The sequence below is a fragment of the Pseudomonas sp. BT-42-2 genome (assembly GCF_025847435.2).
Taxonomy (GTDB): Bacteria; Pseudomonadota; Gammaproteobacteria; order Pseudomonadales; family Pseudomonadaceae; genus Aquipseudomonas; species Aquipseudomonas urmiensis.
Map to the genome: position 1 here is coordinate 159,647 of NZ_JAOYTM010000004.1, position 14,398 is coordinate 174,044.

Genomic DNA, 14,398 nt, shown 5'->3' on the forward strand with positions numbered 1-14,398 from the left:
AGCCCTTGACGGAACCCAAATCTATGGCAGCCCTGAAAAATGAGGTGAAGGCCTTCATCGTTCAGGCCCTGGCCTGCTTCGATACACCGACTCAGGTGTCTCTGGCCGTCAAGGATCAATACGGGGTCGAGGTGTCTCGCCAGCTTTGCGAGCGGTATGACCCGACGAAGTATTCTGGCCGGGACCTTGCCCAAAAGTGGAAGGACTACTTTCACGAGTGTCGAGCGCGCTTTCGGGAGGAGACCAGCGACATCCCGATCGCCAACCGGGCCTACCGGCTGCGCGGCCTGAGTAGGATGGCCGAGAAGGCCGAGAACATGCGCAACCTGGCGTTGACAGCCCAGCTGTACGAACAAGCGGCCAAGGAATGCGGCGACATGTACGTCAACCGCAAGATCGAACCCGACAAGCCCCTGGGCTCCCAGGCGGACCAGCAGCACGCCGTTGCTGAGTACACGCTGGAGCCAGACGAGAATGTCCCGACTACCCCGTACCTATGACCCGCCGGTGAAGCTGACGCCGAAGCAGGCGAACATCTACGTCTGGGGTTTTCAGCCTGAGGCGCGGTTCCGTGATGCGGTGTGCGGGCGCCGATTCGGCAAGACGTTCCTCGGCAAGGCCGAGATGCGCCGCGCGGCCCGACTGGCTGCTGAGTGGGGCGTGAGCGTTGAGGACGAGATCTGGTATGGCGCGCCGACGTTCAAGCAGGCCAAGCGGGTCTTCTGGCGCCGGCTGAAGCAGGCGATACCTGAGGCCTGGCGCGCAGCCCGGCCGAACGAGACCGAGTGCTCGATCACCCTAAAGTCCGGCCACATCATGCGTGTGGTCGGTCTCGACAACTACGACAACCTGCGGGGTTCCGGTCTGTTCTTCGTCCTGGTGGATGAATGGGCGGACTGCCCGTGGGCGGCCTGGGAAGAAGTGCTCAGGCCAATGCTTTCCACCTGCCAGTACACGATCCCCCAGACAGGGGAGTCGAGGAAGGGCGGGCATGCGCTGCGGATCGGCACTCCGAAGGGCTTCAACCACTGCTACGACACTTATCGCGATGGGCAGCCGGGCGGAGAGCAAGACCACAAGAGCTGGCAGTACACCTCGCTGCAGGGCGGTAACGTCCCGGCCGAAGAGCTGGACGCCGCGCGCCGCAAGATGGACCCGCGTACGTTCCGCCAGGAATACGAGGCTGGGTTCGAGAACTACGCAGGGGTGGTCTACTACACCTTCGACCGAGTCGAGTGCCGTACCAGCGAGCGCGTCAAGCCGGGCGAGGCCGTGCACATCGGCATGGACTTCAACGTCATGAAGATGGCCGCGGTCGTGTACGTGGTCCGGGACGGCCTGCCGCTGGCGCTGGATGAGTTCCACTCGGTGCGGGATACGCCCGAGATGATCGAGAAGATCAAGGTTCGGTTCTCCGGCCACAGCGTCTCTGTGTACCCAGACGCCAGCGGCCAGAACACCAGCAGCAAGAACGCCAGCGAATCGGATCTGTCCCTGCTCAAGAAGGCCGGCTTCACAGTGGTGGTCGACTCGCAGAACCCCGGAGTCAAGGACCGCATCAATGCGGTCAACTCCATGTTCCTCAACACCTACGGGGAGCGGCGCTTGAAGGTCAACATTGACCAATGCCCGCAGCTTACCCAGTGCCTGGAGCGGCAGACCTACACCGACAAGGGTGAGCCGGACAAGGACCCCAAGAAGGGGCACGACCACATGAACGACGCCGCGGGCTACTTCATCGCCAAGCGGTTCCCGATCAAGACTCAGTCCGCCGGCACCCGCCGCATCGGAGGTTTGGCGTAATGCCTGTTCAATCCACCAACCCAGACTACGACGCTCACATCGAAGAGTGGCGGATGATGGACGACGCCCTGGAGGGCGAGGTCGCTATCAAGCGCAGCCCACGCAACCTGCCCAAGCCCAGCGGCATGACCGAGGCCGAGAAACTGGACGGCGCCGGCAATGCATACCTGTACCAGAACTACACCGCCCGGGCCCAGTATGAGCACTGGGTGCGGGACTCACTGCGTTCGATGATGGGCCTGGTCTCGCGGCTGATCCCCGAGGTGAAGTTACCTGCGGGCTTGAAGGGCTTAGAGGACAACGCCACGGCTGATGGCTTCGGCCTGACCCAGCTGTTCTTGCGGATCGTGCGCCAGGCCATCTCCCATGGCCGGGTGCCGCTGGTGGTCAACATCGATGACGCGGGCCAGCCGTACTTCGCTACCTACGCAGTGCGCAACGCCATCAACTGGGACACCGCTGACCAAGGTGGCCGCCAGGACCTGGTGCTATCCGTCTTCCGCGAGTTCAGGCGCAAGGAGCAGGATCGTTACAGCCACGAATGCGAGACGGTCTACCGCGAGTTCTACATGGACGGCGCGGTCTGCCGTACAGGTGTGCGCAACGAGGCTGGCGAGCTGATCGAGGACGACCGGCCACTGGGTACCGTCGATGGTAGCAACAACCTGGTGCGCGGCCTGGACTACATCCCGGTCATCTACTGCGGCTCAACCGACAACTCGCCGGACGTGGACGAGATCCCACTGCTGACCATGGCACGGGCTGCACTGAAGTCCTACCAGCTCAGCGCCGACTACTTCACAGCGCTGCACCAGACCAGCCACCCGCAGCCGTGGGTATCCGGCCTGGACGAGAGCGTGGAGCTCAGTGTGACCGGGCCATCTGCAGCCTGGGACCTTGGCCCCAGTGGGTCGTGCGGTTACCTGGAGTTTCAGGGCGCCGGCATCCAGGCTGTCCGCACGGCGATGGAAGACCAGAAGAACGCCGCCCTTGAGGCAGGCGCCAAGGTCATGGACGTGTCAGGTACCGAGTCGGGCGAGGCCCGCAAGACACGCCAGAACGACCAGCACGCCACGTTGCACAGCATCGTCATCACTGCAGCCGCCGCCATCGAGCAGGCCCTGCGGTATGCGGCGGAGTGGACAGGCTACGACCCGGACCAGGTCGTCTTTACGGTCAAGCCTGAGTTCGTGATCCCAGAGGTCAACGCCCAGGTGCTCGCCGAGCTGCAGAAGAGCGTCATGGCCGGCACCATCAGCGCCGAGACTTATTGGCAGTACCTCACCACCGGGAAGCTTCCCGAGCGCCCCTACGACGAAGAAGCCGAACTGATCGGCGACAGCCACGGCGCGGGCGGCGTCAACCTGGACAAAGACGATGGCGACGAAACCGGACCAAACGGCGGACGAGAAGCTGCTGGAGCAGGTAAGCCGCCACTCGGTGCTGCTTGAGCGACTCAAGGCTGGCGAGGTCAAGAAGTTCGAGACCTACCTGCGCAGGGCTGACAGCCATGTCCGTGACCAGCTCACCCGCAAGGAGCTGACCACCTACGGCCGGAGCCGGCTTGAGGATTTTCTTGGGCGGGTGGGCGGCAAGCTGCTGGAGATCTATAAGGCCTTCAGCGACCGGATGCAATCCGACCTGGTGGACATCGCGCAGTACGAGGCTGCATTTGAGGGCCGCAGCCTGGCAAAGGCGTTGCTGATCGACGCGGCGATGCCGGCGGATTCGCTGCTCAGGGCGGCGATCAACACGCAGCCCCTGCAGGTAGCCGGGGTCGACGGCGGCAAGCTGCTCAAGCCTTTCCTGAGCGGATGGACCCGCACCGAAGCCGACAGGGTAACCAACGCCATCCGGATGGGTGTCGTGCAGGGCCAGACCAATGCCGAGATCACCCAGGCCGTGCGCGGTACTGCGGCGCAGAACTTCACGGACGGCGTGCTGGCGGTCACGAACCGGAGCGCCCGGGCAGTAGTCCAGACCGCAGTCCAGCATGTGGCCACCACCGCACGCATGGAAACGCTCAAGGCCAATGCCGAAGTGGTGCCGAGCTATCGGATCGTCGCCACGCTTGACCGGAAAACCAGTGTGCAGTGCCGGAGCCTGGATGGCCGCGAGTACGAGATGGGCAAGGGGCCTGTGCCGCCGTTCCACATCCACTGCCGGACGACCATCACGCCGATCACCAGGTTGTCGGCGCTGTTCGGGCAGGGCGCTACGCGTTCCTCCGTTGGCGCAAATGGCGGCGCACAGGTCTCGGCAAGCCTTAGCTACTACCAATGGCTGAAAACGCAGCCTGCGGCGTTCCAAGACGCCGCGCTGGGGCTGGTGCGCGGCAAGCTGTTCCGCGATGGCGGGCTGACGGCGGAGCGTTTCGCCGTTCTGCAACTGGACAAGAACTTCAAACCGCTGACGCTCGACCAGCTAAAGGAGCTGGAGCCATTGGCGTTCCTGCGTGCAGGAATTTGAGGTGTTAAAGTGCCATCCTTGATTTTTGAGGATGGAACCATGAAGTGGTTGGCGATTTGCTTAGCTCTGGCTGTGTGCGCGTTGTGCGGGGTCTTCGGACTAGTTGTAGGAATAAATCTTAATCCATCATCCACTGTGCGCTTCGTCCCTAACCTGGGAAGCTTGGGTGATTGGGTTTCAGGGCTGGGGGCCATGGCTGCTTTAGGTTTTGCTATGTGGCAATTCTACTTCCAGCGCAGTAAGGACCGGATCTTCACATCGCTTGTCGAAAAGGTGGCTGAAAAGCTGTGGCGGGTAAGGGTGGTATCAGAAGGGCTGATACCGGTCACAGTGCTTGGTGCAGAAGTGCAGCTTAAGAGTGTAGTCCTTTCGCTGCCTGACTTTTTCAAGGACAAAGCAGGCTTCAGCGTTCCATCAAAGCTCGAGCGGGGCGATGTTCAACAAGTCATAGATCTAGATGCTGGGAATTTTGAGAAATTCTCGAGCTGGTTCATGGATTCGGTTTTCGAAGCGGTGAAGCAGCAAGGCCTTCAGCCGAGAGATATGAGTTATGGCGTCAACGAGGCCTACTTCATGGCTGTTGACACGCTGATATCAGATGGCGCCACGCTAGTGGTAAAGCTCGCTCATGATGAGGTCTGTCAGCCACTGCCAGCGTATATCCTTGAACAGTTGTCACGCCCTCAGATCCGGCAAGTGCGAGATCAAGCCCTCGAAGATGGCAAGCGAAAGCTCAAGGATGATCAAGAATTTTTCAAAGAGCTGCACCAGACCGACAAATAGTGCCCTTTCCATAAAAACCCGCTCCGGCGGGTTTTTTTATGCCCGCAAGGCGGGTCAACCAATCCCAAGGGGATAGCCACATGCCTTTTGACTTCGACCCGGCCGCCCACGGCCTCACCCTCGACGAGACCCAAACCGCTGCACTGAAGGCAGCGCTTGGCGGCGAGGTGCAGAAATTTCTGGACGGAGAGGTCTCGGGCCTCAAGTCCAAAAACACCGAGCTTATCGGCTCCAACAAGGCCATCAAGACCGAACTGGACAAGCTGAAGGGCCAGTTCGACGGCCTGGACATCGAAGCGGTCAAAGGTCTGCTGGCCAAGGCAGGTCAGGACGAAGAGACCAAGCTGATCGCCGAGGGCAAGCTCGACGAAGTCATCAGCCGCCGCACCGAGCGCCTGCGCACCGACCTGGACAAGCAGGTCAAGGCCGCCAACGAGCGTGCGGACAAGGCCGAAGCGTTCGCTGCCAAGTACAGCGACAAGGTGCTGACTGACTCCATCCGTGCTGCCGCCATCAAGGCCGGCGCGCTGCCCGAGGCTGCAGAGGACATCATCCTCCGCGCCCGCGGCACCTTCAAACTGAGCGAAGACGGGGAGCCCATTGCCACAGACCGTGCCGGCGAAGTCGTGTACGGGAAGGACGGCAAGACCCCGCTGTCTCCCCTCGAATGGGCGGAATCGCTGCGCGAAACCGCTACCCACCTGTGGCCAAGGGCTCAGGGTGCCGGGCAGACCGGCGACAACGGTGGCAAGGCCACGAAGAAATGGGGCGAGTACACCGAGACCGAGCGCGCTGCGATGGCTCGCGACAACCCCGACGCTTTCAAAAAACTCCAAGCCACCCGAGGGACCTAACCCATGGCATCTACCCAACTGTCGGACATCTTCGTTGCCGACTACTACGGCACTCTGGAGCCGGTAAACTCCCCAGAAAAGACCGCCGTCTATGAGTCGGGAATCATCACCCGTTCCGCGACTCTGGATGGCATCGCCAAGAACGGCCAAGGCACTTCCGAGATCAGCTACTGGCAGGATCTCGACGCCGATGAGGCGCCGAACATCTCGAACGATGACCCAGACGATCTGGGCGAGGTTGGCAAAGCTGAGCAGGGCAGCATGCGTGCCCGGACCCTGTATCTCAACAAGGGCTACGGCGTTTCCGATCTCACTGCTGAGCTGGCCAACTCCGAGCCGATGCAGCACATCCGCAACCGCTTCGGCACCTACTGGACCCGTCAGTGGCAGCGCTACCTGATGGGGGCGGCCCGCGGCGTGATTGCGTCCAACATCGCCAACAACGGCGGCGACATGGTCAAGGATGCCGGCGCATCGATCAGCGCAAACGCCTTCCAAGACGCTGCCTTCACCGCTGGTGACGCCGCCGACATGTTCGCCGCGATCGGTGTGCACTCGGTCGTCATGAACCAGATGGTGAAGCAGGACATGATCGAGTACCTGCGCGACTCGCAGGGCAAGATCATCCTGGCGACCTACCTGGGCAAGCCGGTGTTCATGGACGACGCCCTTACGTACGCGCCGGGCCAGTATCTGTCGCTGTTCTTCGGCCAGGGTGCTTTTGGCTATGGCGAGGGCACCCCGCATATGCCGGTCGAGATGCAGCGCAAGCCGGATGGCGGCAACGGTGGTGGCGCTGAGGTCTTGTGGGAGCGCAAGACCTACATCCTCCAGCCGGCCGGCTTCAGCTGGCAGGGCAGCGAGAACCGCAACCTCAGCCCGACCGCAGCCCAGTACGCCGCAGCAGCGAACTGGAAGCGCGTCTTCGACCGCAAGCAGGTTCCGTTCGCCGCAGTCATCAGCGGTACCGCCACCCCTTGACCCCATGATGCGGGGCGCCGGCTTGGCGCCCTGCGCAGGAGATCTGCATGAAAGTCATCTACACCAACACTCCGGGCAGCGAGCGCGGCACCTGCTATCGCCGCCTGGACCAGTTCTTCGGCGTGATCGACGGCGCGACCTCGGTGTCCGTGCAGGGCGATGCTCCGCACATCGGCGAGGCGTACAAGCGCCAGGGCATCAGCGTGAGCGAGATCGAGGAAGGTCTCCGCTTGGACGGCCCGACTATCGTCCACTGGCTGGAGCAGGGCTACAAAGCGTCGGCCTACCCGCCGAACGGCTATGCCTCGGTCAGCAGCCAAGCGGAGATCGACAAAGCGATCGAGGACGAGGGCGGCGGCGACGATGAGACCGACCCGCACAAGATGAAGGTCCCGCAGTTGAAAGCCTGGCTGACGGCCCAGGGCGTCACCTTCGACGCCGCCCTCAATAAGCCCGAGCTGCAGGCCCTCATCCCGTCGAAGGAATAAGCCATGACCGACTTCATCACCGTTGCTGACGTCGACCAGGCGCTCGGGCAGGGCTGGGCAGGCGACGGTGATGCGGTTCTCGCCGTCTCCATGGCAAATGCCTGGCTCACGGCCAAGATCAAGCGTCTGGTGCCGGAGCCGGTACCAGATGCCATCGTGACTGCCGGCGCGCAGGTGGCCAAGCTGGCTGCAGCCGGCAAGCTCTACAAGGACACCCAGCGCGAGGTGCAGAGCAAGTCGGTGTCGGCCCAATCTGGCACCTCGACCAGCAAGACCTACGTCGTGGGCTCCGTCGACCGCTCCGCTGGCGAAAACTTCGCCCTCGACCTCATCGCTCCATGGATTCGCCGCTCTGGCACCGTGATGCTCAAGAGGACATGACCTATGGGCATGCGCGATGAAATCCAGGCAGACCTGGCGGAAGCGTTTGATGATCCTGACGGGCTGGCCGATGCGGTGAAGCCTGTTGCAGGGAGCCGTACTGTCAAGGGCGGATATGACCCCGAGATCGGCGGCACCGTCCCGGCCTCGACCATCCATTACACCGGGCGCGGCGTGTTCGGCAGCTATCTGGCCAAGGAGATCGACGGCACACGCATCCAAACCGAGGACGTGAAGCTGTTGGTGCTCCAGAACGAGCTTTTCGAGGGTCAGGTTGGCGGCGTCACCGACGTTCCGGCGTCGCCCAAGATCGGCGACCAGGTGAGCGGCTACCGCGTGCTCAACGTTTCCGAGGACCCGGCGCAGGCGACCTGGACTATTCAGCTGAGGAAGTGACATGGCGCGCGGCTCACACATGTCCCATCGGTACGGCGGGCAACAGGGCGGCTTCGCTGAGGCTATCCGGGCATTCGCCGAGCAGGCGGAGCAAGCCCTGGACGCGACCTTCCGCGAGATCGTGATCGAGATCGGCAGCAGTGTTATCCGCATGTCGCCTGTAGGTAATCCTGAGCTATGGGCGGCCAACGTGGCCCACCGGGCTAGGGCCAACAAAGCCGCTGATGACTACGACTTCAAGGTCGCGGTGCGCAACACCCTGATCAACCTGAACCAGGACAACTTCACCAAGGCCGGCAAGCTGCGTAAGGGCGTGAAGTACGCGAAGCCCCTGACCAAGGCCGAGCGTGTGCAGAACTTCGCTGTGAACGGGTTGGTTGCAGGTCAGGGCTACGTCGGCGGACGGTTCCGGGGCAACTGGCAGTTCTCCATCGATTCACCCGCGACAGAGGAACTCGACCGCATAGACCCGTCGGGCAGCGAGGCCATTACCGCGCTCATCACCCAAGTGCAGGCGCTGACCATCGGCCAGACGGCGTACATCGTGAACAACCTGCCTTACGCCATTCCGCTCGAGTACGGACATTCAACGCAGGCTCCGGCCGGCATGGTCAGGGTAACCCTGGCCAACTTCCAACACATCGTCGACGAAGCCATCAGGAACAACAGCGTATGAGCCAAGCACGAGTCAGGCAGGCCATCGAGATCAAGTTGATGGCCTGGGCCACGGCGCGCCCTATCCGGGTCGCGAACTTCGAGCAGGGGTTCGTGGCCGGGGCCGACGAAACCTACCTGCAGGCGTTCCAACTGCCAGCGGGCACCACCTGTCGCTATCTGGGCAGCGATGCCTACGAGTACACCGGCGTCTACCAGGTGAGCATCGTTTGCCCGGCGGGCCAGCCGTTGGCTACAGCCGAGGCCTTGGTGGACGAGCTTTCGAGCCTCTTCAGGGCGGACTCGGAACTCAGTCGCAACGGCTTCGAGGGCTTGGTCACCGAACCAGTTGACCAGGGCCCAACCATCACCGAGTCGGCGACCTACACGGTCCCGGCCAGCTTCACCTACCGCGGTGTCGCGGACCAACCGCCCGCTGGGGCATAACCAACCGCCGCCCGGCGGCAACAACGAGGAAACACTCCATGGCCGCAAAATTCCCGCTGCCGAACGGCGCCGTGCTGGAAATCGCCAGCGTTTTCGGCGCAGCCGTCGCCTTCACCGCCCTGACCAATGCCGCGCCACCGGTGGCCACCGCTGCCGATCACGACATCACAAACGGCGACGTCATGCTGGTCAGCTCCGGCTGGGCGCTCATCGCCGACCGCGCTGTCAGTGCCGCAAACGTGGCTGCCGACACGTTCGCGTTGAAAGGCCTCAACACCACCAATACGGACAAGTACACCCCTGGCGCCGGCGTGGGCTCGGTCCTCCCCGTGACCGCTTGGGCACAGATCTCCAAGGTGACCGCGTTCACCTCGGCTGGCGGTGAGCAGCAATACCTCACCGTGGGGTATCTGGAAGATGACGATGACCGCCAGTTCCCGACCAACCGCAACCCGATCACACTGTCGATCACCGTCGAAGATCAGCCGGCCGCCGCCTACGTCGCTCTGGTCGAAAACTACGGCGACAGCAAGGAGCTCGTTGTGGTGCGTCTCAAACTGCCAGGTGGCGACCAAATCCTCTATCCAGGTTACGTGAGCATCACCACCACCCCGACCATGGACCGGAACAACCTCATGACGCGCACCATCAGCATCGCGCTGTCGGGCCGTCCCGTTCGCATTCTGGCCGGCGCATAAGGAACCCTCATGGCGAAGATCAAAATCGCGCAGAACCCCACTTTCGCTGCCGTGGTGCAGGTTCCGCGAATTGGCGCCGAGCCGGCGCCGGTGGAATTCCAGTTCCGCTACATGAACCGCGTGGCCCTGTCGGCAATGTTCGACCGCTGGAACAAGGCCCGCGATGCCTGGGCGGAGAAGGCCCATAAGGACGGGGCGACGTGGGAGGAGGTCACCACCGGTGAGATCGCTCTGCAGGCCGAGCAACTGGGCGAGATCGTCACTGGCTGGGATCTGGAGGACGAGTTCAGTGCCGAGGCCATTGTTGACCTGGTGCGCACCTGCACCGGCGCTCCGAAGGCGGTCATCGACGCCTACCAGGCCGCCTACAGCCCGGCCCGCCTGGGAAACTGAGGGCGGCGGCCCGGGCCTGCTATGAGTCTGGTCCGTCCGCCGAGCAACTGGCGGCGCTGGGGCTGACCCCAGAAGACATCGAAGAGGAGGAAGTGGAGGTATGGCCCGACGCCTGGCCAGCCTTCCGCCTATTCGATGCCCTGGCCACGCAGTGGCGGGTGGCTTCGGGCGGTCCGTCCGGCCTGGACTACACCGCTATTCCCGCAACAGCCGCAATGCTCGGTATCAAGCGCCGCGACCTCACCGACATTTTCCCCGATCTCCGCGTCATGGAGGTTGAGGCCCTGGCCGTCATGGCCGAATCGATGGAGTAGATCATGACCACCATTGCCTCTCTCGGTCTTCAGATCGACTCCGGTGATGCCGTCGAGGCCAAGGACAACCTCGACCAGCTGACGGATGCCGGCAAGCGCAGCGAAGAGTCAGCTGGACGAACTGGGCGTGCCTGGGAGACTGCTCTGGGCAGCCTGCAGGGTGACACCCGGCAGATCGTGCAGGAGCTTCAGGCGCTCAACGCCAAGCAGACAGAGCTGGCGCAGCAAATGGCGACCGTGGGGCGAGCCGTTACCAACGCATCCACGGCGTTCAGCAGCGCCGCCGCCAACATGGGGGCTTTCCGGACTGAGGCCGCGCAGGCGGGCAAGGTGCAGGAAGCGCTGACCAGCGCTACTGACGCCGGTGCCCAGGCCGGACGGCGCGCTGCCGAATCTGCCGACGAGCAGCAGGCAAGGATTCTGGCTGTGGCCAAGGCCTCGCTGGAGGCCAGCCAGTACGTTCAGTCGCTGAACCGGGCGACCGAGCAGAGCGCCGAGGTCACCGCCCAGGCGAATGCCGTGCTGTCGGACAGCGCCAGCCGTCAGGCGGCCATCAACAGCCGGGCCCAGGCCCTCATCGCCACGGAGGAGCGTCAGGCTGAGGCGGCGAAGAAGGCCGCCGGCGCGCATCGGGAAGAAGGTCAGGCGCTTGAGGAACTGCTGGGCAAAATCGACCCGACCGTCGCAGCAATGAGCCGCCTGGACCAGATGGAGCAGAAGCTGAAGGGCTTCCGCACCAGTGGCGCGCTCGATGCGGAGACGTTCGGCGACTACCAGGCGAAGATCGACCAAGCGCGTACCGCGCTGGGCAGCGCTGATACCGCACTGAACAAGACCGGCATGACGGCCAAAGCCACGGCTGCGGCATTACGCGGCGTTCCTGCGCAGTTCACCGATATCTTCACATCCATCGTGGCCGGTCAGCCGATCATGATGGTTGCGTTGCAGCAGGGCGGGCAGCTCAAGGACATGTTTGGCGGCATCGGACCGGCTGTGCAGGCCCTCGGCGGCTATGTCTTGGGCCTGGTGAACCCGTTTACCGTCGCAGCTGCAGCGGTTGCAGTGCTTGGATACGCCTACTACTCCGGCAGCGAAGAGGCTGTCGAATTCCAGAAGGCGCTGATCACGACCGGCAATGCCGCCGGCACTACGTCGGACCGCCTATCCGGGATGGCGCGCGAGGTCGCGGCCACTGTTGGCACCACCGGCGCTGCGGCAGAGGTGCTCACCCAGCTGGCCAGCAGCGGCAAAGTAGCCTCTGCCAGCTTCGTCGAGATCACCGAGGCTGCACTGGAGTGGCGATCGGCAACCGGCAAGGCCGTAGAGGACACCGTCGCAGAGTTCGTGAAGATCGGCAAAGACCCGGTGACGGCGGCCAAGGACCTCAACGAGCAGTACAACTTCCTCACCGCTGCGACCTACTCGCAGATCGTTGCATTAAAGGAGCAGGGCGACTCGATCGAGGCCGCCAAGCTGCTCACTGATACCTACGTCGACACCATCAAGAACCGCAGCAAAGAAGTCACCGAAAACCTCTCGATCTGGGAGCGCGGCTGGAAGGCACTGCGGGGCGAGGTCGCTGCAACGGTCGATTCGGTCAAGAACATCGGTCGTGACCAGGATATTGCTAGCCGTATCGTCGAGACGCAGCAACGTCTGGCAGCGGCGCAGAGTGCGGTGAATGGTGATCCTGACGACACCGCAGCACAGAAAAAGCTGACCGACGCCAACCTTGAGCTCAAAGCACTCATCCAGCAGCGAGACACACAGCAAGCCATCGCGCGGGCACAGGAGCTCGACGCCCAGCGGCAGCAGGCGGCCATAGTGGCGATCGGTAAGATCGACGCTCTGGAGAAGTCCGCCAGGACCAACGCTGAAAAGCGAGCTGATGCGCTGAAGGAGTACAGCAAATCTCTCGAAGCGATCCGCAAGGTCAATCCGGATGATGAGCGGCTGAAACCCGAGAACATCGCCCGGGTGCAGGCTGACATCGCCAAGCAGTTCAAGGACACCGGCGGGCGAACCGCTTCCGTCGACCTCTCCGGCTTCAACGACCAGAAGAACGCCCTGGCCGCCATCCTGGCCGAGTACAAGAACCACCAGAAGGAGCTGGATGCCGCGCAGAAGGCCGGGATCATCTCCCAGGACTCGTACGCTGCCCAGCGCGCCGCGATCATCGAGCAGCAGAAGGCCGAGGTCACCAATGCCTACGAGGCGGAGATAAAGGCGCTGGAGGAAGCCAAAGGGCGCAGCAGTACCACAGCCCAGCAGCGCATCCAGCTGGACCAGAAGATTGCCGACGCGCGGGCCAACATGGTCAGGGCGCAGAAGGATGCCGACTCGGAGTTAGCCGTACTGGCCTCGAACGAGGAAGGTCGACTGCGCAAGCAGGCTCAGGCGGTGCAGACCTACACCAGCGCACTTGATCAGCAGGTGCAGGCATTGCGCAAGCAGGGGCAGCGGTCTGCCGAGGGCCTCGGGTTGGGCGATCGCCAGCGCAGTTTGCAAGATCAGCAAAACGGCATCACCGACCGCATCAACCAGCAGCGCCTGGACCTGGCCAACCAGTATGGTGATGGCTCCCGCGGCATGAGCCTCGATGAGTACAACCAGAAGCTGGCAGCCCTGAGCAAAACCGAGCGGGACCTGCAAGAAACTACCATCGCCAACTACGACCTTATGACCCAGGCCCAGGGCGACTGGCGCAATGGCGCATCCTCGGCCTTCCAGAACTATCTGGAACAGGCGCGGGACGTGGCGGGCCAAACCAGAACGCTGTTCACCAATGCCTTCAGCTCCATGGAAGACGCGGTGGTGAACTTCGCGATGACGGGGAAGTTCTCGTTCGCAGACTTCACCAAGTCGGTCCTGGCGGATATGGCGCGGATTGCCACGCAAAGGGCTATAGCAGGTATCGCCGGCAGCATCTTGGGTTCTGTAGCTGGAGCCTACTTTACCCCCGGTGGTCAGACGGTGAGCACGAGTGGTTTCAGCGAGGGCGGATTTGTCCCCAACGCCAAAGGCGGTGTCTACGACTCACCGAGCCTGTCGAAATTCAGCAACCAGGTGCACGACACGCCGCAGTTCTTCGCATTCGCGAAAGGGGCTGGGGTGTTCGGCGAGGCTGGGCCTGAGGCGATCATGCCGCTCACCAGGACCCCCGACGGAAACCTCGGCGTTCGTGCTATGTCGAGCGGAAACGGTGGCGGTACATCGATCTCGATCAATGCTCCGGTGAGCATCAGCATTCCAGACCGCAGCGATGAGGGGCTGGCCCTCGACCAGACCCTGCTACAGCAGAACATGCAAAAGCAGATGCAAGTTGCGGCCGAGAAGGCTGTTGCCGATTCGTGGCGCCCTGGTGGCGTTAGCTACCGCAACACCCAAGGGAGACGCTGATGGCGATCGAAACATTCCGCTGGCCGACCGAGCGCGGCGAAACGCCTGACATCAACTACCGGGTTCGCGAATCGCGATTCGGTGGCGGTTACCGGCAGGTGGTGGGCGATGGGCCAAACAATAAAGAGGACAGTTACCCAGTCACCGTGACCGGGACGAAGGCTCAAGTCCGCAAGGTCATGGAGTTCTTCGACCGGCACTGTGGTGCCAAGGCATTTCTCTGGTCTACGCCGCTCGGCGATCTTGGGCTGTTCACCTGCCCTGACCCCAAACCCACCCCTGTTGGCGGCGGCCGATTCAAGGTCACCGCTACCTTCGAGCGGGCTTTCCACCCATAA

General features: G+C 62.8%; 17 protein-coding genes. All 17 read left to right on the forward strand.

The window, feature by feature from the left end; all coding sequences use genetic code 11:
• Nucleotides 1–23 precede the first annotated feature (23 nt).
• Entirely contained in the window at nucleotides 24–500 is a 477-nt protein-coding gene (locus OIU19_RS03255) for a DUF2280 domain-containing protein (RefSeq protein ID WP_264233273.1), read from the forward strand.
• Nucleotides 475–1,803: a terminase large subunit gene (locus tag OIU19_RS03260; protein WP_264233275.1), complete on the forward strand. Its 1,329-nt coding sequence runs from the start codon at nucleotides 475–477 to the stop codon at nucleotides 1,801–1,803. The genes OIU19_RS03255 and OIU19_RS03260 overlap by 26 nt, the downstream gene beginning before the upstream one ends.
• The gene (locus OIU19_RS03265; RefSeq protein WP_264233276.1) at nucleotides 1,803–3,254 is read left to right on the forward strand and encodes a DUF4055 domain-containing protein; all 1,452 of its coding nucleotides are present in this window, start codon (nucleotides 1,803–1,805) and stop codon (nucleotides 3,252–3,254) included. Before OIU19_RS03260 ends, OIU19_RS03265 begins: the two co-directional genes overlap by 1 nt.
• Nucleotides 3,181–4,272 carry a phage head morphogenesis protein gene (locus tag OIU19_RS03270; protein WP_264233278.1) on the forward strand — a complete coding sequence of 364 codons (1,092 nt, stop codon included), beginning with the start codon at nucleotides 3,181–3,183 and terminating at the stop codon, nucleotides 4,270–4,272. Before OIU19_RS03265 ends, OIU19_RS03270 begins: the two co-directional genes overlap by 74 nt.
• Nucleotides 4,273–4,311: 39 nt before the next feature.
• On the forward strand, nucleotides 4,312–5,055 hold the full coding sequence (locus tag OIU19_RS03275) for a hypothetical protein (protein ID WP_264233280.1): 744 nt from the start codon (nucleotides 4,312–4,314) through the stop codon (nucleotides 5,053–5,055).
• A gap of 80 nt (nucleotides 5,056–5,135) precedes the next feature.
• The gene (locus OIU19_RS03280; RefSeq protein WP_264233282.1) at nucleotides 5,136–5,909 is read left to right on the forward strand and encodes a hypothetical protein; all 774 of its coding nucleotides are present in this window, start codon (nucleotides 5,136–5,138) and stop codon (nucleotides 5,907–5,909) included.
• Nucleotides 5,910–5,912: 3 nt separating this feature from the next.
• Nucleotides 5,913–6,890 carry a major capsid protein gene (locus OIU19_RS03285; protein ID WP_196184275.1) on the forward strand — a complete coding sequence of 326 codons (978 nt, stop codon included), beginning with the start codon at nucleotides 5,913–5,915 and terminating at the stop codon, nucleotides 6,888–6,890.
• A gap of 47 nt (nucleotides 6,891–6,937) precedes the next feature.
• On the forward strand, nucleotides 6,938–7,378 hold the full coding sequence (locus tag OIU19_RS03290; RefSeq protein ID WP_264233285.1) for a HeH/LEM domain-containing protein: 441 nt from the start codon (nucleotides 6,938–6,940) through the stop codon (nucleotides 7,376–7,378).
• A 3-nt stretch (nucleotides 7,379–7,381) separates the two neighbouring features.
• Entirely contained in the window at nucleotides 7,382–7,759 is a 378-nt protein-coding gene (locus OIU19_RS03295) for a hypothetical protein (protein WP_264233288.1), read from the forward strand.
• Nucleotides 7,760–7,762: 3 nt separating this feature from the next.
• Entirely contained in the window at nucleotides 7,763–8,155 is a 393-nt protein-coding gene (locus tag OIU19_RS03300; protein ID WP_264233289.1) for a hypothetical protein, read from the forward strand.
• A gap of 1 nt (nucleotide 8,156) precedes the next feature.
• Nucleotides 8,157–8,831 carry a hypothetical protein gene (locus OIU19_RS03305; RefSeq protein ID WP_264233290.1) on the forward strand — a complete coding sequence of 225 codons (675 nt, stop codon included), beginning with the start codon at nucleotides 8,157–8,159 and terminating at the stop codon, nucleotides 8,829–8,831.
• Entirely contained in the window at nucleotides 8,828–9,256 is a 429-nt protein-coding gene (locus OIU19_RS03310) for a DUF4128 domain-containing protein (RefSeq protein WP_264233291.1), read from the forward strand. The genes OIU19_RS03305 and OIU19_RS03310 overlap by 4 nt, the downstream gene beginning before the upstream one ends.
• A 38-nt stretch (nucleotides 9,257–9,294) precedes the next feature.
• On the forward strand, nucleotides 9,295–9,954 hold the full coding sequence (locus tag OIU19_RS03315; protein ID WP_264233292.1) for a phage tail protein: 660 nt from the start codon (nucleotides 9,295–9,297) through the stop codon (nucleotides 9,952–9,954).
• 9 nt (nucleotides 9,955–9,963) lie between these two features.
• Nucleotides 9,964–10,347 (forward strand): phage tail assembly chaperone, encoded by a 384-nt coding sequence (locus OIU19_RS03320; RefSeq protein ID WP_186554896.1) that lies wholly within the window; start codon nucleotides 9,964–9,966, stop codon nucleotides 10,345–10,347.
• Between the two features lie 62 nt (nucleotides 10,348–10,409).
• Nucleotides 10,410–10,661 (forward strand): DUF1799 domain-containing protein, encoded by a 252-nt coding sequence (locus tag OIU19_RS03325; RefSeq protein ID WP_186555068.1) that lies wholly within the window; start codon nucleotides 10,410–10,412, stop codon nucleotides 10,659–10,661.
• A gap of 3 nt (nucleotides 10,662–10,664) precedes the next feature.
• Nucleotides 10,665–14,060, forward strand: coding sequence for a phage tail tape measure protein (locus tag OIU19_RS03330; RefSeq protein WP_264233294.1), 3,396 nt, complete (start codon nucleotides 10,665–10,667; stop codon nucleotides 14,058–14,060).
• Nucleotides 14,060–14,398: a phage tail protein gene (locus OIU19_RS03335; RefSeq protein WP_264233296.1), complete on the forward strand. Its 339-nt coding sequence runs from the start codon at nucleotides 14,060–14,062 to the stop codon at nucleotides 14,396–14,398. The genes OIU19_RS03330 and OIU19_RS03335 overlap by 1 nt, the downstream gene beginning before the upstream one ends.